Annotated in this window: 16 protein-coding genes; 7 read left to right on the plus strand and 9 right to left on the minus strand. The window is 36.2% G+C overall.

Annotated elements, in window-relative coordinates; translation table 11 throughout:
- Positions 1 to 368 precede the first annotated feature (368 nt).
- Positions 369 to 800: a nucleoside deaminase gene (locus tag DBR39_RS09640; RefSeq protein WP_124532587.1), complete on the plus strand. Its 432-nt coding sequence runs from the start codon at positions 369 to 371 to the stop codon at positions 798 to 800.
- 96 nt (positions 801 to 896) lie between these two features.
- Here DBR39_RS09640 and DBR39_RS09645 read toward each other — a convergent pair whose 3' ends face one another.
- Both DBR39_RS09645 and DBR39_RS09650 read right to left on the minus strand, forming a co-directional pair.
- On the minus strand, positions 897 to 1424 hold the full coding sequence (locus tag DBR39_RS09645; RefSeq protein ID WP_124532589.1) for a GNAT family N-acetyltransferase: 528 nt from the start codon (positions 1422 to 1424) through the stop codon (positions 897 to 899).
- 57 nt (positions 1425 to 1481) lie between these two features.
- Positions 1482 to 2240, minus strand: coding sequence for a type III pantothenate kinase (locus DBR39_RS09650; protein WP_124532591.1), 759 nt, complete (start codon positions 2238 to 2240; stop codon positions 1482 to 1484).
- A 189-nt stretch (positions 2241 to 2429) separates the two neighbouring features.
- Here DBR39_RS09650 and DBR39_RS09655 point away from each other — a divergent pair, with 189 nt between their 5' ends.
- Positions 2430 to 3032, plus strand: a complete 603-nt coding sequence (locus tag DBR39_RS09655) for a hypothetical protein (RefSeq protein WP_124532593.1) — start codon at positions 2430 to 2432, stop codon at positions 3030 to 3032.
- Positions 3033 to 3079: 47 nt separating this feature from the next.
- On the opposite strand, the gene DBR39_RS09660 is transcribed toward DBR39_RS09655, so the two are convergent.
- The 6 genes from DBR39_RS09660 to DBR39_RS09685 form a co-directional block, all read right to left on the minus strand.
- Positions 3080 to 4918 (minus strand): M1 family metallopeptidase, encoded by a 1839-nt coding sequence (locus DBR39_RS09660; RefSeq protein WP_124532595.1) that lies wholly within the window; start codon positions 4916 to 4918, stop codon positions 3080 to 3082.
- Between the two features lie 201 nt (positions 4919 to 5119).
- Positions 5120 to 5590 (minus strand): DUF1572 domain-containing protein, encoded by a 471-nt coding sequence (locus DBR39_RS09665; protein WP_124532597.1) that lies wholly within the window; start codon positions 5588 to 5590, stop codon positions 5120 to 5122.
- 135 nt (positions 5591 to 5725) lie between these two features.
- Positions 5726 to 6022: a helix-turn-helix domain-containing protein gene (locus tag DBR39_RS09670; RefSeq protein WP_228447809.1), complete on the minus strand. Its 297-nt coding sequence runs from the start codon at positions 6020 to 6022 to the stop codon at positions 5726 to 5728.
- Between the two features lie 64 nt (positions 6023 to 6086).
- A complete protein-coding gene (locus DBR39_RS09675) occupies positions 6087 to 6524 on the minus strand; it encodes a recombinase family protein (protein WP_124532601.1) in 438 nt (145 codons plus the stop codon).
- 205 nt (positions 6525 to 6729) lie between these two features.
- Positions 6730 to 8007: a hypothetical protein gene (locus tag DBR39_RS09680; protein WP_124532603.1), complete on the minus strand. Its 1278-nt coding sequence runs from the start codon at positions 8005 to 8007 to the stop codon at positions 6730 to 6732.
- A 108-nt stretch (positions 8008 to 8115) separates the two neighbouring features.
- Entirely contained in the window at positions 8116 to 8763 is a 648-nt protein-coding gene (locus DBR39_RS09685; RefSeq protein ID WP_124532605.1) for a hypothetical protein, read from the minus strand.
- A gap of 282 nt (positions 8764 to 9045) precedes the next feature.
- On the opposite strand from DBR39_RS09685, the gene DBR39_RS09690 reads away from it, so the two are divergent.
- The gene (locus tag DBR39_RS09690; protein WP_124532607.1) at positions 9046 to 10278 is read left to right on the plus strand and encodes a tyrosine-type recombinase/integrase; all 1233 of its coding nucleotides are present in this window, start codon (positions 9046 to 9048) and stop codon (positions 10276 to 10278) included.
- 89 nt (positions 10279 to 10367) lie between these two features.
- Here DBR39_RS09690 and DBR39_RS09695 read toward each other — a convergent pair whose 3' ends face one another.
- Positions 10368 to 12059 carry a DUF6909 family protein gene (locus tag DBR39_RS09695; RefSeq protein ID WP_124532609.1) on the minus strand — a complete coding sequence of 564 codons (1692 nt, stop codon included), beginning with the start codon at positions 12057 to 12059 and terminating at the stop codon, positions 10368 to 10370.
- 435 nt (positions 12060 to 12494) lie between these two features.
- On the opposite strand from DBR39_RS09695, the gene DBR39_RS09700 reads away from it, so the two are divergent.
- The 4 genes from DBR39_RS09700 to DBR39_RS09715 all read left to right on the plus strand — a co-directional run bounded on the left by DBR39_RS09700 (position 12495) and on the right by DBR39_RS09715 (position 18339).
- Positions 12495 to 14690: a glutamine synthetase III gene (locus DBR39_RS09700; RefSeq protein WP_109737817.1), complete on the plus strand. Its 2196-nt coding sequence runs from the start codon at positions 12495 to 12497 to the stop codon at positions 14688 to 14690.
- Between the two features lie 135 nt (positions 14691 to 14825).
- A complete protein-coding gene (locus DBR39_RS09705) occupies positions 14826 to 15518 on the plus strand; it encodes a response regulator transcription factor (RefSeq protein WP_124532611.1) in 693 nt (230 codons plus the stop codon).
- Entirely contained in the window at positions 15515 to 16867 is a 1353-nt protein-coding gene (locus DBR39_RS09710) for a sensor histidine kinase (protein ID WP_124532613.1), read from the plus strand. The genes DBR39_RS09705 and DBR39_RS09710 overlap by 4 nt, the downstream gene beginning before the upstream one ends.
- 80 nt (positions 16868 to 16947) lie before the next feature.
- On the plus strand, positions 16948 to 18339 hold the full coding sequence (locus DBR39_RS09715; RefSeq protein WP_124532615.1) for a TolC family protein: 1392 nt from the start codon (positions 16948 to 16950) through the stop codon (positions 18337 to 18339).
- The last annotated feature ends 16 nt before the right edge of the window (positions 18340 to 18355 follow it).

The following is an 18355-nucleotide window of genomic DNA, read 5'->3' on the forward strand; positions in this document are numbered from 1 at the left end:
CTATAAAAAAAGATACAATCTGTTTATCCAATCTCTGATGCGAATATAACATCTTTCAAAGATAGTAAGGTTGCTTATCAACCTAATTACCCCGGCGGAACGAAGGCCTTTAAAAAAGAGATTATTGATCATTTCAATATTAATGCTATTAATGGGAAAGGGAAACTCCAAAGTATTGTAATATTCATTATAGAAAAAGATGGAAGCATTATTACAGCAAAAGGCTTTGGCGAAAATCAAAATTTCAACAAACAAGCTGAGCTTGCAGTTCTACTCATTCAAAAGAAATGGGAACCCGCGATAAGAAATGGACAACCAGAGAGGGCTTATATGAGCGTTCCTTTAACATTAAACTTTGATTAAATTAAATGTTTACTGACGAATATTACATGAAAATGGCACTGCAGGAAGCAGAAGCCGCTTTAGAAAAAGATGAGGTCCCTATTGGATGTATAGTGGTTTCCAATAACCGCATTATTGCAAGAGCTCACAACCTTACGGAAACACTGAATGATGTTACTGCCCATGCAGAAATGCAGGCCATCACCTCAGCAGCCAATTTCCTTGGAGGAAAGTATTTAAAGGACTGTACGCTTTATGTGACGATGGAACCTTGTGTCATGTGCTCGGGAGCTCTTTCCTGGTCTCAGATCTCAAAAGTCGTGATTGGAGCTAGGGATGAACAAAGAGGATTTATTAATAAACATCTTTCTCTGCACCCGAAAACAGAAATTATCACGGGTATTATGGAAGCTGAGTGCTCTTCTATCGTGAAAGATTTTTTTAAAAGCAAAAGATAGACTTTTAATCACAACATAAAAAAGCAGAGAGTATTTTTCAATATTCTCTGCTTTTGTTTTTATAATGTCCGGAATGGTAAAAATACTTTTGTGGGGTCAGTCTTTGAAAATAGAATACCTCACAATATCAAAATATTCACCATTTTTTTTCATTTCCTGTTTTAAAACAGCTTCCTGCTCCATTCCTATTTTTTCCATAATTCTTCCGGAGGCAGGGTTGTGAAGAAAATGAGTTGCAAAAATTTTATTGAACTCCAGATCCTTAAAACCAAAATCCACTATCGCTTTTGCTGCTTCAGTCACATATCCTTTATTCCAGTAAGGAATTCCGATCCAATAGCCCAGCTCTGCTTTATCATCATCCCTGTCATGAAGCCCGATAGCTCCTATAATTTGACCTTCTTTATTCCGGATAGCAAACGTATAACCGGTATGGTCATCAAAAACTTCTTTTGACATTTTCACCCAGGAGATAGCATCACTTTCCATATACGGATAAGGAATATTGGAAGTAAGATCAGAAAAAATTCTATGCTGAAGATATTCAACGATGAAAGGAATATCCTTCTCTTCCAATTGGGAGAGAATCAATCTTTCGGTTTCTAGTATGGGAAACTTTTTCATTATATTAAATAGTAAAGCTGAGGTTCCAGCTAAGCATCTGTTCTTAATTCTCTAAGTTTACAAATCTTTTCCAAGGAAATAAAGCCCTTTTAAGGTATGAAGCCTGTCCATCACATGAATTTTATCTGTCAAAGGTTTATAGATATGAGAAACCCCTCCAGTGGCAACTACAAAACAGTCATCATTCACTTCGTCATTGATACGGGTGATAAAACCTTCTACCATACCCAGGAAACCATATACCATACCGCTTTGCATGCAGGTTACCGTATCCAGTCCTAAAACAGTTTTTGGTTTTTTCAGTTCAATATCAGGAAGCTGTGCGGTCTGGTTGATCAGTGAATTGAGTGAGGTAACAATTCCCGGAGCAATAATCACTCCTAAAGTCTCGCCTGTTTCTGTCACACAACTCGCTGTAAGGGCTGTTCCGAAATCGATGACAATCTTTTTCCTGCCTGGGTACAAATTGTGTGCTGCCACAAGGTTCGCATAGATATCTGTCCCCATCTGCTTTGATTTTGCCTGGACTCCCGAAGGTGTTCCTCTGTCAACAATCACAGGAGTTGTTCCATGAATTTTTTTGATCCCTGAGCTCATTACTTTGGTAAGCTGGGGTACCACCGATCCGATAATGACCTTATCAATATCTTTTGGATCAATTTTATAGGTCTGGTAAAGCATCAGCATTTGTACATACAGTTCATCTGCCGTTCTGTAGGGTTTTGTATTGATGACCCACGAAATATCACAGTTATCACCATTGAAAAGCCCAAATCGGATATTGCTGTTCCCTACGTTGATTACGATTGAATTCATTGACATATTTTTCAGAAGAAACCCCATAATCTATAACTGAGATTCTTACTTAATTTTGAGGGAATAAATTTAATAATTTTAAAAAAAAGAATCTGTTATTATCAAACTAAATTACAATGATTTATTTATTTTTTCTTTCTTTAAAACAAATCAGTATATTTAAATACACAACTTTATTCAAAACCTCTCATGAAAAAACTGATCCTCGGTACTTTATTATGCCTTAGTGTCTCTATTTTTGCGCAGTCTGGCTCTGCAATAACAACCGTTTTCCAAAAAATAAAGAATCAATCAAAAATTGACACTAATGATAGAGTAGTTTATGATCTGATGGATGAGCTTTATCAAAAGAATCTTCAGGCTGAAAATGACGAAATGACTCCTGAGTTTATGCACAAAATGGAAAAAGCTGTCTCTGATACTAACACCAAAAACATGCACTTATTATATCTTCTCCTGATGTATCAGCAGCATATCAGCCAGGCAGTAACAAAAGGAAAAAGTCCCAATCCTGAATTTCAGATTGAGATCATGAGTCTTCTGGAAAGTGAAACAAAAGAAGTGTATGGAAAGCTCCCGGCAATCATTTACATTTTTAAAGCAGAAGCCTTAGATAGCGGTCCAAAAAAGGAAGAAGCAAAAATTGCTGTTGCAAACGGATTAAAAGAATATCCTGATTCTGTTCCTTTAAAGGTTTATAGTTATTTAAACACGAAAGATGAAGCCTTGAGGCAAGACCTTATTAAAAATCATCCGAATCATTGGATGGTACAGCAATTCGGAATAAAATAAAAAAAATCCACAGACTCATCTGTGGATTTTTTTATAGGTTCTAATAATTATTTCACTTCAACAAAATTGTTCTCCATGTTCACATCAGCAATTCTCTGGCTGAAATCAATTCCCAGAACAGACAGCTGAGATTTTGTATAAGGAATCGTCAATGTATATTCTTTTTGAGTCCAAGGCCAGTAAGGCATTGTTTTAAAATCACCATAGACATCTTTTTCTTTCCACGTATGAGTCATATTCAATGGAATCTGGTAAGTCACTATTTTCTTATCAGTGGTCATCACCCCAAAATCAATCGGCATAGGAACCTGACCATTATTGACTAAGGTAATGGTTGTAGATTTTGCATCGTATTTCACATCCTTAATTCCGTAATCGATCGTCTTTGTAGTATTGATCCAATAGTTATGGAACCATTTCAGATCCATCCCGGAAACTTTCTGTGCAATGTGAAGGAAATCTCTGTCTGAAGGGTGTTTCATACTCCACAGATCATAATACTGCTTTAAGGTTTCTGCAAGATTCTGCTCTCCCATAATGTAGCCAAGCTGTACCAGATATAATTCTCCTTTTACATAAGATGCATACGTATAAGAAGTCCCGTTATCATGGTGATCCCCCAGCCAAACTGCAGGTTCTTCAATTCCTTTTTTAATAAACTTTCTGTAAGCATCCAATCTTTCCATAAAAGGATTCGGAAGGTCTTCAGGGAATAGCTGATACATCGTATATCCTTCTGCATAGCTGGTAAAGCCTTCATCCATCCATGGACGAACAGATTCGTTGGTTGCCAGCATCTGCTGATACCAGGAGTGAGATCCTTCGTGAGCCATTAGACCCAATAAATCTTTAACGTTTTTAGCTTCACCTAAAATCATGGTACACATCCCGTACTCCATTCCACCATCACCTCCCTGGATAAATGCATAGGTAGGATATACATACTTTCCAAAGTGAGCATTCATAATCTGGAAATACTTGGTGATATAAGGCTGTGCCTCTCCCCATGCTTTTGTTTTATCGTTTTTCTGATACACCAAATACGCTTTTGGCCCTTCCGGAACATTGAAGCTTTCTACAGAGTAATCTCTGTCTGCGCTCCATGCAAAATCAAGAATGTTTTTTGCGGTCCATTTCCAGGTTACTTTCTTATCTTTTTCTGCTTTTATTTTAGCATTGGCATCATAGCCTTTTACTTCTGTTGGGTTTTCGAGAATTCCTCCTGCTCCTACAACATAATCTTTGTTGATTTTAATGGTAACATCAAAATCGGAGAATGGGGCATGAAATTCTCTTCCTAAATAGTCAAAAGTTGCCCAGCCGTCATAATCGTACTCTGCAATTTTTGGGTACCATTGCGTCATCGTCATGTCTACTCCTTCTCTGTTGTTTCTTCCGCTTCTTCTGATCTGCTGAGGAATCACAGAATCCCAATCCATTGTAAAGGTAGTTGTAGAATTGGGCTTGATGGGTTCCGCCAGATATACTTTCATAATAGTTTCCTGAACTTCAAACTTCAGGTCTTTTCCATTCTGTTTGATCCAGTGGATATTCTGAACACCTTCCTGATCTTTTGGAATAGAAGCCAATCTTGAGATTCCGTCTTTCTGCAGTCTTCCGTCACCATTTTTTCCCTGGGAAGCCACTCTTTGGTCCATCATAGAATTGGGCTTGAAAGCATTCCAGTATAAATGAAAATACACTACCTTCAACTCATCGGGTGAGTTATTGGTATATTCTAAAGTCTGTTTTCCCTGATAGGTAAATTTTTCAGCATTAACATCAATATCCATCTTGTACTTCGCAGCCTGCTGATAATAAGCCCCTTGCTGAGCCTGAAATTGTGAAATGATAAACGCAAAAATGATTGCAGCCGATTTTCTCATTTAAAATTTTATTTTTTCTAAAGTTAAGTAATTTAAATAAGAACCTCAAATAGGAGTTATTCTGAGATTTTATTCTGTTTAGTATGGTTTTAGATAGATTTTAATTAAAATTGTTAAATTCTTTTTTTAAGCTTTATTTACAATGATCCTTGTCAAGGTTTAAAACCTTGACAAGGATCACAGATGATTGTGTATATCTTTTTATCTGCTTTTTAATAGTTTTTTGATTAAAGTAATCTGTCCCAGATGATAATAGCAGTGTTCGATCATTCCGTCGATATTTCTTCTGTAAGTTCCGTACTTCTCATCCACAAATACCTCATCAAGTTTAGAATCCGGTATCTGCTCCAATAGTACAGCAAACCTCTCAGAATCGTTCCATAATTTATGTAATAAGTCTTCCCACTGTTCCTGAGATTCGATGGGAGGAAGATCAAAACTAAATTTATCTTTGATCTCGAGACCACCGCCTTCAAAAACATTCACAATTCCTGCGATATAATAATCGATATGAAAAGTAAGCATCGCAATGGTATTCAAAGAATCTATCTTCGCCACGGCCTGCTCCCAGCTAACATCCGAAAGCTGATCTTTAAAATTCGTATTGGCAATCCAAAGACCATCCAGCAATACTTCCCTAAATCTTTTTGATAATTCTGATACTGAACTCATGGGCTACTATATTATGTTTTCTAAAGATAAATAATAAAAAAGAATGTCAGTCTTCTAGAAAAACTGACATTCTTGTGGGAAAATGATTGTGATGACCTGCATCGCCAAATCAAAAATTATAAGGCTGAGTATTGGCTAATCCGCTTCATAGAAAAGTTTCTTCCATTTTGTTATTGTATTTCTGCTCAGCTTATAGTAACTCGCCAACTGAAGGTTATTCAGATTATTCTTTTTCTGATAGTCTAATATTTTCAGAATAGCAGATTTACTGTAAGAACGGTGTTTCTGATTAAAAGCTTCTGTTTCTTTATCTGCTTTCCCGAATATTTTATGGTTCAGCTTTATAATATCTATTGCTGAAAGATTTTCGTTTTTCAATAAGGAAAGGCATTCCGCTTTTTTTTCAGGATATTTAGCGTCGAGAATATCCATGAAAATTTGTCGATAATTAATATTAGATTTTTGCATGGTTTTTTGAGGTTTAATAGATATTAGTCTACATATTTTCTGATTTTCTGTATTTTCCAATCCATTTGTAAAGGGTTGTTTTAGGTATTCTGTAATCTTCTAATACCTGAAACCTTGTTTTTTCTCCACTTTCAATAAGTTCCAGTACAAAATCTATGATCTCTCTGGTATAAATATTTTTCCTAAATTGTGGAAGAGCCGTCTTTGTCTTTTTATCAATTCCTCTTTCAGAATTAGCTGGGGCATACAATATCAAATGTTGTGTATAAATTCTAAAAAAATCATATTCCAAAAGCTTGCTCCAGCGGAGTAGAACCTCGCTATCTAAGCTTTGGGATGCATACATTTTGTTTACTTCCTCCTGTGAACATTTCATAAAGTTGCAGATCCGGAATATTTCTATCCTACATTCTGTAACTCTTTTTTCAATCATCTTTCCTATATGTATTTCTTTAAAATTAACCATTGTTTTACTTTTTATTACCTTCTGTAACCCAAAAATGGAAATGCCTCTAAGTTCTTTTAAGTTGTATACAGAGACTTTAATGAGAGTTAGCCTTTCTCAGGCTTTCTCTTTTTTTAATCATTTAAAAGATGCAGCCTTCTATACTTTTACAATCACATTAAAAGAAAGAAGTACTGCATCATTATTTTAGATCAGATTTTATACATTAAAATCCTGCCTTACCCAGAGCATAAGCCATGATATTATGCAAGAATCTCTCTTGTTGAGTGTCAATCACAGTACCTGCCACTGAGGTATCTCTGAAAGCCCCTTCATCCCAGAAGAAAATGGCTTTCCCTTGGTTTCCGGCAACAAATATTTGCGGAGCAGCTCCATTAGCTGCCAAAAGCGTATATCCTGCAGGCAATTGAGAAGTCGTGACAGCACCATATGATCCCTGACCTGTTATCAGAGTGTTTGTTGTATTCCCAAATATTCCATTGTTGATCGCATTTGTATTGGTTGTTGCAGTTGCCACACCAGAACCTACAGCACCTGTCCCTCCAAATGCATTAAATAAACTGGTTCCAGTACCAGAATCAAAAAGGATGATTGCAACTCCTCCACCATCTACAAACCCTTTAATTTTAGCGGCATCGGCAACCGTCATATTGGCATATCCTGTAGATATAACATCGTACGAACTTAATAAGTTAGCTACTGTAAGCCCAGATAAAGTTGAGGTAATATCTGTGAAAGTAAATCCGTTGAAATTACCCGAATACGTTCCTGAGACCCCATAATTAGCAGCATTACTTAATTGCGAATTGTACGCAGCTTGTGCACTATTCCCTATTGCATAACCTGACCAATATGCAAAACGAACCGTTTTTCGAACAGCTACAGAGTTTGAACAGCTTAAGTTCAGTTTACTCCACGCCCCAGTTAAAGTTCCTGATGCAGCAGGTGTTCCAGTTAGATTATATGTGATTATTTGAGATTGTCCAGCGTTAAGAGTAACCGATGCAGGTGTTACAGAAGCAACGGTTACTCCGCTTACACCACTCAAAGTAAGGTCACTTGCCTGAAAGCCGATCGTAGCCGTGGAGAAAGAATTATTAGTTAAAGTCACAGAGAATGTTGCTCCAGATAATGCTACACCTCCTGTATAGGTACCCTGAAATCCGCTTTGAGTACAGTCCGCTGCTATGGTAGGTGTTGTGGAACAAGCATCACATAAACAGTTTGACCATGCTGTCCCGTTAAATACTTTTACACATTTCATGCTGCTGTCATAAATGATAGTTCCTTCTGCAACATTTCCTCCCTGAGGGTTTATAATGTTTCCGGTGGAAGTATTCGTAGGCAATACCAAGCCCATATTATAGGTGGTAGGCTTATTAATATCTAATGCACCTCTGGGTGCCGTTGTTCCAATTCCAACCTGTCCGTTTGCTATTTGAAATAGCACTATTAATATAATTAATAAATACTTGTTTTTCATACTATGTATTTTTTACGATGATAATTTGTAAACTTGAATATTGTTAAGTTAAAAATGCTTCACATTCTTTTCAAGGTTTTGAACTTTGATAAGGCTAATTGTAAAGGCTTAAGCAGTAAAGGGTATCATGAAAGGCGGCGGTCGGGAATAATGAGCCAGCACTTTTTCTTTTACAAGAGAAGAGTCACAAAATGAAAATATAATAGTGTCTTCCCAGGCAAAAGAGTATATGGATATATATAAATCTTCATATAGAATCTGAAATTTCTGGATAACAGGATTATTGTTCAGTATCGCAAAACCCCAATAACCACCCGACGACGTAAAGAATGTGTGCCTATTTCCTGTAGGTTTAACATAAGAAAGGATTTGAGGCTTTTTTTCCGGTTTGTAAAGTTTTGCTTTTTGACATTTTGGACTTACAGCCCATTTTTTCTTTCCTGATCTGTGGGCAATTGTTTTTTCTTCATTCAATTTTGAATTTCCGAAATGTTCTGCACCATATATATGAACACCTTTTGCAATATAAATTTCGGTTTTTCCTGTACCTGTACTGATTTTCGTTTTTGAGCTGTCAAAATCATCTGCTACATAAAGAGTAACATTTCCTTCGATAGTAACTGCAGGATTATTTTTATTAAAAGTTTGGGAAAATAGAAACACAGAGATGAAATACAGAAAAAAGCCAATAGACATACCGCACTTACGGTATGCTATTGGAAACAAACTTTCTTTCACCAGAATGTTTTTCATCATATTATTAAACAATAGTCCTCTTTAGACTATTATTTAACCCATTGATTTACAAATCAATATTTTTAGAATGAAGAATCGGTATCAATAAAAATTTATCTTTCTGTTTTTTTAATCTATAAATATCAAATCAATGAAACAAAGTATACACAATGAACTAGAAAACAGAATTTTAAATTATTAGGTTTCTCAAAAAAAAGTTTATATTTGCAATGAAAAAGTAGTCTAAAGAGGACTACTTTTTTTATGTTAATTTAGCTGATAATAATCGCTAAACCCTACAAAATGACACTCCAATTTTTCCTATCTGAAAATTGTGGCACACAGAAAAATATCCACCTGGTAATTACTGACAATCAACAAAATAAAAAATACAATTTCCGCACAAACCTTAGTATTTCTGAAGAAAACTGGGATAAAGAGAAACAGCGTCCTTGTAATATTTATATAAAGAAGTATAAAATACTCAATGTAAAATTAGATTGTATAAAAAAGAAAATTACAGGATATATTGATAATAAAAAATTTCTTCGCCGGGAGATATCATGCAAAATAAAAAACATAGGTAATGGTGTACAGGATCCACCACAGGAAAACACTCTTCTATACTATATGCAATGGTACATTGACAGCAAAAAGGGACTCATATGCCATTCCACTTATAAAAGATATAAAGTTTTCTTCCGCCTCCTGGAACGTTTTGAAGGTTTTTTATGCAAATCCGTTTATATTGAGAATGTTGATTCTGATTTCATAAGGGATTTTATGATTTTTGGAAAAAAAGAAGAATACAGTGAAAATACAATCTACCGCACCATTCATTTTATCAAAACCATTTTGAATTTTGTAGAAAGAAAAGGGATCAGAACTTGCGTAAGAGAACTGGAACTGCGCAGGGAGAAGCAAAAAAAAGAAGTGGTAACACTTACAGAAAAGGAAATCATCAAAATACAAAAAACAGTTGTTCCAGAAGAATTGCAAGCCGCAAAAGACTGGTTGCTCATCAGCTGTTATACCGGTCAGCGATTTTCGGATTTTATACGTTTTAATACTCAACAGTTACATATTATAGAAGGAAAAACCTGTCTTTCGTTTGAGCAGAAGAAAACAAAAAAAGAAATTTTTTTGCCCTTACATCCTAAAGTATTACACATCATTGAACACAATGAGAACCGCTTTCCAAAAATAATGGACATCCAGCATTACAACAAATACATTAAAGAAATCGCAAAACTCGCCCACCTGAATGAGTCTTTAAAATCAAGGAAAAGAATCGGTTACAGAAGTAAGGAAGTGCAGTCAGAAAAGTGGGAAACACTGTCCAGCCATATAGGGCGAAGGAGTTTTGCGACCAACTTTTATGGAAAAATCCCCACACCACTGTTGATGGAGGCTACAGGACACAGCACTGAACAAATGTTTCTACGGTATATTAATCCTGTGAATAAAGACCGCATCCTGTCTCTAGGGAATTATTTTGATAAAATTGATGAGGGAAAAATGGCGTATCAATACTAAGCATGAGCATCACTATTTCATTTGTATTTTGAAAAAAAACCTCAAATGCAAAATACATCTGAGGTTGATATTATAATATTGAATGATCATTATTTTTTAGCAGAAGCTTCTTTCTTTCCACTTCTTAGAATCTTTTCAAGAATTCTTAGAGTGATCAGATAAGTTGGTTTTACCCCTGTAAGACCAAGACCTCCTGAAGATAATGTACTTCCTGTTTCCAACGGATTATCAGAAGCATAATACGCATACATCACAAAAAGGTCCGGTGAAATGTGGTGTCTGATTTTAGAAGCCACCTGAATAGCTTTCTGATAATGCGCCCCTTCCATTTCAAGACCAATTGCCTTCCATGAAGTATTCATAAAGTATGATAAAATATCTCTGTTTTGCAGTGACGTTCCCAATACGGTAATCATAGGCCCTTCAAAAGCTTTCAGCTCATCATCATTGAAATCATCAAGTTTTAATGCATTTTCAAATGGATAGTTATCTGCCGTTCCTTCAAAAATATGAGAAGTAGGAATCATAATATCTCCTTTTGCTCCTGTAAGAATTCCTGCTTTCCCCATGATAGACACAGATTTCACCTTCATCATATATATTTCCCCTTTGTGCTCAAAAGGTCTCAACAGCTCATCCATCACTTCGAAAGCCTGCTCACCAAAAGCATAATCGAATACCATTACCACGTCATCTCCTGAAAACTTGCAATCTGCAAACGGTGTATTCTTTAAGTCTGTTTTGCTGAGGTCAATGATCTGAACATCGATATTACTTCCACTCTTGTCAGCAATATGAATCATTCCCTCATCCAACGCATATTTTAAAACTTTATCACGAAGTTCTTTTTTGTTCGAAATCTCTTCGTATAGTTTATAGTCAATTTCATGATGCTGTTTCTTTTTAACTGCATTGTTGGCATACAGCATATTTTTCACAGAGTGCATGTTGGCAGAAATAATATGAAGCGGGCGCATGTGAAGGTTGTTATCAAATAAAACCTCTTTCACTTTGTTGGCCCATTTCTCACCAAAATAATGGTGCCCTACTCTTTCCTTTAATATAGCGCTGAAATAAACTTCTCTTTCTCTGCTACCTTTTGCATCCTCAAGACTTACTTTTCCTAAGTTGTAGATGATTTTGAATAAACGATCAGGATTATGATCATCACCAAAAGTATTATAAGCTCTTAGCGTTTCATCAAAAGATCTTCCTATTAAAGAAGAAAGATGAATAAGTGCCACTTCTTTTTCTTTTCTGCTGAATTTCTTTTCCCCTTTCACAACCTCTTCAATAATTTTGAAGGCGCGTGTCGGTTTCCAGTTTTCATTCTGAATGAAAGCCAGATTACGGATTTTATCCGCTTCTATAAATAAAAAGGTAAGGTGGGTAAGAATGTCATAAATTTCGGAACGGCCCAAAAGAACCTCAATATTCATCTGGTGTTCGTCTATTCTATAACAGTTTCTTCTTCTTTTCTTTGGAACAATTGGTTCGAAACTTCCTTTATCAAAACCTTCATCAGATGTAAGATGAATAAAAGCACATTCTTCAATCCCTTCCGGAAGTCTGTCTAATACATACATCAAACCGTCAAGTTCCAATTTGCTTGGAATATTCATGGTCCCATAAATTTCCGGATTGATCGTCTTCAACAAACTTCTGATACTTTCTCCTGAAACACCTCCCGGCTTGAAAAATCCTCTATAAAATAAATGTCTCATAGAGATGTATAATCTTTCAATAGCTTCCGTTGTCTCTCTTGCTCTAGAATTTGTCATAAAATAAATTTCACACAAATATACAAAATCTTTGCCCATCTTATTTTAACTGTCTTTTAATAAGTTGTTTAAAACCTACTGATAAGAAGATCTATTTTAAGATCTATCTGCACTCCTTTTTGTTTAATTATTTAATGGGAAATTGAATATCCATGTTTTATTCTTATATTTATACAGGCATAAGTGGTCATGAAAGTTGTTATTAATATGATTCCTCTTAAGAGATCTATTTTTTAAAGCACATTACAGTAAAAGTTTCTATTTCTGGATTTACAGCAATCCATTTTTAAACTTAAATACAAATTACCCCTCTCCAAAAACACCAAACAAGTGTTTAAGTTATGTAAATTTTTAAAACACCCCTAAATTTTTTGGGGTTAAAATGTTTTCGATTCATTTTTTTCGTAAATTTGCCCTGTAAAAAATCACCCAAATATGTCAACCTTAAGATTCAAAGCATTAGAAACCCTACCATTTAAGGATTTCAGAAAAGACAACGCTGTCGAAATCCCTGCAAAATTATCTGAACTTTTCTGTAAAAATGTTTTCTCAGAAGAAACAATGAGAGAATATTTAACAAAAGAAGCATTCAATTCTATTATGGATGCTATTAAAAAAGGAACTAAGATCCAGAGACATATCGCAGATCAGGTAGCCGTAGCGATGAAAGACTGGGCAATGAGCAAAGGTGCAACTCACTACACGCACTGGTTTCAGCCTTTAACAGGGACTACTGCTGAAAAGCACGATTCTTTCTTTACCCCAATTGAAGGAGGAAGAGCGATTGAAAGATTCAGCGGAAGCATGCTAATCCAGCAGGAACCTGACGCATCATCTTTCCCTAACGGAGGTATCAGAAATACTTTTGAAGCAAGAGGTTATACAGCTTGGGATCCTACATCTCCGGCATTCATCATGGGAACTACATTGTGTATTCCTTCCATCTTTATCTCTTATACCGGAGAAACATTAGATTACAAAACACCTCTTTTAAGATCATTGAACGCTGTGGATGATGCTGCTACGAATGTAATGCAGTATTTTGACAAAAATGTTACCAAGGTAACTCCTACTTTAGGTTGGGAGCAGGAATATTTCCTTGTTGATTCAGCATTATACCAGTCACGTCCGGACCTTGTATTAACAGGTAAGACATTATTAGGACATTCTCCTGCAAAAGGACAGCAGCTGGATGACCATTATTTCGGTTCTATTCCTACAAGAGTAATGAACTTCATGAAAGAGTTGGAAATCGAATGTATGAAATTGGGAATTCCTGCAACAACAAGACATAACGAGGTTGCACCAAACCAATTCGAGCTTGCTCCAATGTTTGAAGAAGTGAACGTTGCTGTAGACCACAACTCATTGTTGATGGACATCATGGCAAGAGTCGCTCACAAACACCACTTCCATATTCTTTTCCACGAAAAACCTTTCGCAGGAGTAAACGGAAGCGGGAAGCACAACAACTGGTCTTTGGCAACAGATACAGGGGAAAACCTATTAAGCCCGGGAAAAAATCCAAAGAAAAACTTACAGTTCTTAACATTCTTTGTTAACACGATTAAAGCTGTTCATGAATATGCAGATCTTTTAAGAGCAAGTATCGCTTCTGCAAGCAATGATCACAGACTTGGTGCCAACGAAGCTCCGCCAGCAATTATTTCCGTATTTATCGGAAGTCAGTTGTTCAGCGTATTGGAAGAACTTGAAAAAGTAACCAACGGAAAATTATCTCCGGAAGAGAAAACAGAATTAAAATTAAACGTAGTTGGAAAGATTCCTGAAATCTTATTAGACAATACTGATAGAAACAGAACTTCTCCATTTGCATTTACAGGAAATAAGTTTGAAATCAGAGCTGTAGGTTCTTCTGCTAACTGTGCAGAATCTATGACTGTAATGAACACTATTGCAGCGAAGCAGCTGAACGACTTCAAAAAAGAAGTAGATACCCTTATCGAAGGTGGATTAAAGAAAGATGAAGCGATCTTCAATGTATTAAGAGAGTACATCAAGCAATCTAAGAACATCATGTTTGAAGGTGACGGATATTCTGACGACTGGGCAAAAGAAGCTAAGAAAAGAGGATTGAACAACCTGAAAACAACTCCGGAAGCTCTTAAACAGGAAATGGACAAAAAATTCTTAGACCTTTATGAGGAAATGGGAATTTTCAACCACAGAGAAGTTGAAGCGAGAAACGAAATCAAATTAGAAAAATATTCTACCGTTATCGATATTGAAGCAAGAGTTTTAGGTGATATCGCAAGAAACCACATCATTCCTTCTGCTTTAAACTATCAGAACAGATTGATTGAAAACGTAAAAGGTCTTAAAGAAATCTTCGGAGATAAAGATTTCAAGCCATTGGCGAAAGAACAGATGAGCTTAATTACAAGCATTTCTGAAAACGTTTCTAAAATCAAGCTTGGTGTTGAAGATCTTCTTAAAGCCAGAGAAACGGCAAAAAATATATCAGACAGCCAAAAACAGGCAGAACAATACTGCAACAAAGTAAAACCATTATTCGATCCTATCAGAGAAGCTTCAGATGCTTTGGAAATGATGGTAGATGATGAGCTTTGGCCAATGACAAAATACAGAGAAATGTTATTTACAAAATAACCTCTGTAAAGTTCCATATTAGTTCAAATTCCTCGGAAAACCGGGGAATTTTTTATTTTATTTAAAATACTAATAGACAAAGACTTCCACAACTTCAAAATTGGTACAGAATTTAATTTTACCTTTGTTTTCATTATGAAAATCCTGATCGTAGAAGACAACAAAGAACTCGCCCAAAGCATGGAATATTATCTTGAAGGCGAGAACTATATCTGTGAATGTGCTTACCATTACAGTGAAGCCCTGGAACGGCTGAGCTTCAATTCATATGACTGCATTTTACTGGATATTATGCTGCCCGACGGAAACGGATTGAATATTTTAAATTACATTAAAACCGAAAAAATCAACAGCGGAATTCTTATTATTTCTGCTAAAAATGCATTAGACGACAAAATAAACGGACTGGAAAAAGGAGCTGATGATTACATTACAAAACCTTTCCATCTTCCAGAACTCCATGCCAGATTAAGAGCCGTTTACCGCAGAAAAAAAATGGATGGCTACAGTGAAGTCAAATTCAATGAAATACTATTAAATACGGATACATTCGAGGTTGCCATTCATAAAGCAAGACTGGAAGTTACCCAAAAAGAGTTTGAATTATTGCTCTATTTTCTCGTCAATAAAAACCGCGTATTATCAAAGCAATCCATCGCCAATCATCTTTGGGGTGACTATACAGATAATTTGGCTAATTTTGACTTTGTATATCAGCACGTCAAAAATCTGAGAAAAAAAATAGGGGCTGCCCAGGGAAATGACTATATCGAAACCATCTACGGTTTGGGCTACAGGTTTAATGCTTTAAAATATAATGGTTCATGAATTTATTGAATAAAATATCAGTCTGGTTTATTGCCATTGTATTGCTTGTCACCCCTGTAAGCATGTATATTTCGTACACCAGTATAAAAAAGCGCCTTGACAGTGTTGAAATCGAAAGACTTAAAAACGTCAACAACTACGTCATCAACCAGATAAAAAAAGGAGAAAATCCCGCAAAAACTTCTCAGGGACTTCCAATTTCTGTAAGCTTATTTAAAGGAAAAAATATTCCCGCAGAACCTCAGGTTATTCACACCTGTCTGGAAAACAAAGGCGTTTCAAAAAATGAATGTAAAATTCTCATCAACTCCTACGCAAAAGTTGACAACACAACTTACAGAATATCTTCATACGGTTATATTACCGCTACCCAGCAGATTATGGACGGAATGCTGGTTGCATTTTTCTGGAAAGTACTATTAATCACAGTCATCGTTTTTATTACCGCAAGAATTCTATCCAGATTTATTTTAAAACCTTTTCACCATGCCATCAATGGATTGCAGCAATTCAGTATTCAGAAAAAAGAACGCCTGCAGCTCTTACCCACAAGCACAAAAGAGTTCAAAAAATTAAATGAATTTCTGAAAACAATGACAGACAAAGCCCTGGAAGATTATGCTTCCGTGAAAGAGTTTTCAGAAAACGCTTCACATGAAGTTCAGACACCTTTAGCCATCATCCAGAACAAAATTGAATTGCTTTCAGAAACAGAAATCAATGAAAATCAAGCCATTTTATTAACCGACATTCAAAACTCCATTGATAAACTGAGCAGAATAAACCGTTCATTAATTCTTCTGACCAAGCTTAACAACAACGAATTCCTGACCGATGATGAGTTGAAATTCTGCCGTGTGGAAAGAGAAGCATTATGCATGTATGCCGATCATCTCGCCCTGAAGAATATTACCTTAAACAGGAATTGCGAAAAGAGTGTTTTTGTCAAAATTCATCCGGCATTAGCAGAAATTCTGCTGAGCAATCTCCTTTCAAATGCAATCCGCCATAATCTTGAAGGAGGGAAAATTGAAATCAATTTAACGCATAATTACTTTCAGATCAGCAACACCGGGCTGCCACCCCATGTTCCCACACAGGAACTGTTTAAAAGATTCAAAAAAAGCAATCAGTCCCAGGAAAGTATAGGACTTGGACTTTCTATTGTAAAACAAATCTGTGAGGTAAATGACTTTTCTGTTCATTATGATTTTGCAGACGGATGGCACAGTATCACCGTATATTTCGACAATACCAAAGTACACAAATCATCAATTTCTAAAAGGATATTAACTGAAAATACACTGGCTTTTGAAAGCGTAGAACAGATAGTAAATTTTGCTAAATAACTGCCGTTTTCATTATTTTTTCCAACTTCAAATTTGCTTCAAAATGTATTTTTTACTTTGAAAAAAGAAAAATACGTTAAATGCTTTCAAGAGTTTTTATTCTCGCATTATTATCCGTCTTTTTTGTCAACAACGCAAAAGCACAGGAAGTTCTCACGCTTCAGTCTGCGCTGGAAACGGCCGTTCAAAATTACGGATCTATCAAGGCCAAGGAATCTTATCGGCAATCATCAAAGGAATCGATAGAGCTGGCAAAACGGCAATACCTGCCTAATCTTAACATCAGTATTCAACAGGATTACGGAACCGTCAACGGACAAAACGGTCCTCTGTATGGTTTCGGAGGATATGGAGTAGCTTCATCCGGACTTCCGCTCCCTGATCAAAACTGGAATGCTTCTTTCGGAGCCTTATATTTAGCCAATGTCAACTGGGAGTTTTTCTCTTTTGGAAAAGCCAAACAAAGAGTGAAAGTTGCAGAATCTAAAAATCAGAGAGACACCAAAGATGTATCCGATGAAATTTTCCAGCACAAAGTAAAAGTTACAGCCGCTTATCTGAATGTTTTAGCGGCTCAAAAATTAAAGCTTTCCTATGCCCGAAATCTCGGAAGAACTGATACGATCAGAAGAATCGTTGAGGTTAAAGAAAAAAACGGCATTGTTCCGGGAGTTGATTTATCCCTTGCAAAAGCAGATTACGCCAATGCAATGATCACCTACACCAAAGCAAAAGACAACGAGCAGGAGCAGGAAAACAAGCTCGCCCAATTGCTGGGAATTCCGGCTCAGGAGTTTGTGCTTGACAGTACTTTATTAAAAAGAATTCCTGAAGAGTTCCCTACAGAAAAGGGTTCTTCTCTGGAAAGCCATCCTTTGTTGGCATTATATAAAAGCAGAATCAATGTAAGCGAACAGGAAAAACAATTCCTGAAAACACAATATTATCCGTCATTTTCAATGGTTGGTATTTTCCAGACAAGAGGTTCAGGGTTTGGAAACGGGTATGCACAAAATCAAAATGATTATTCTACCTCTTACTGGGACGGCATTCACCCTACAAGAAGCAACTATCTGCTTGGGATTGGTGTTTCATGGAACTTCACACAAACCTTCAGGCTATCAAAGGAAATAAGCGCTCAGGAGTATGTAAGCCAGGGTTTACAACATGAATATGACCTTGCAGAGCAGCAATTGAAAGCCCAGCTGGATCTATCTGATAATAAATGGAAAAACGCCATCCTGATTTATGATCAGGTTCCGGTTCAGCTTAAATCTGCCGGAGACGCTTATATTCAGAGGTCTGTTCTCTACAAAAATGGTTTAACAGATCTCGTTGATTTGTCTCAATCCATTTATGCACTGGTAAGAGCCGAAACAGACAGAGATATCGCGATTACCAATGTTTGGAATGCTTTATTGTTAAAAGCTGCCGCCATGGGAGACTTCTCTGTTTTCGAAAACGAACTGTAAGATTAATATCAATTAT

It is taken from the genome of Chryseobacterium sp. KBW03 (genome assembly GCF_003852415.1).
Taxonomy (GTDB): Bacteria; Bacteroidota; Bacteroidia; order Flavobacteriales; family Weeksellaceae; genus Chryseobacterium; species Chryseobacterium viscerum.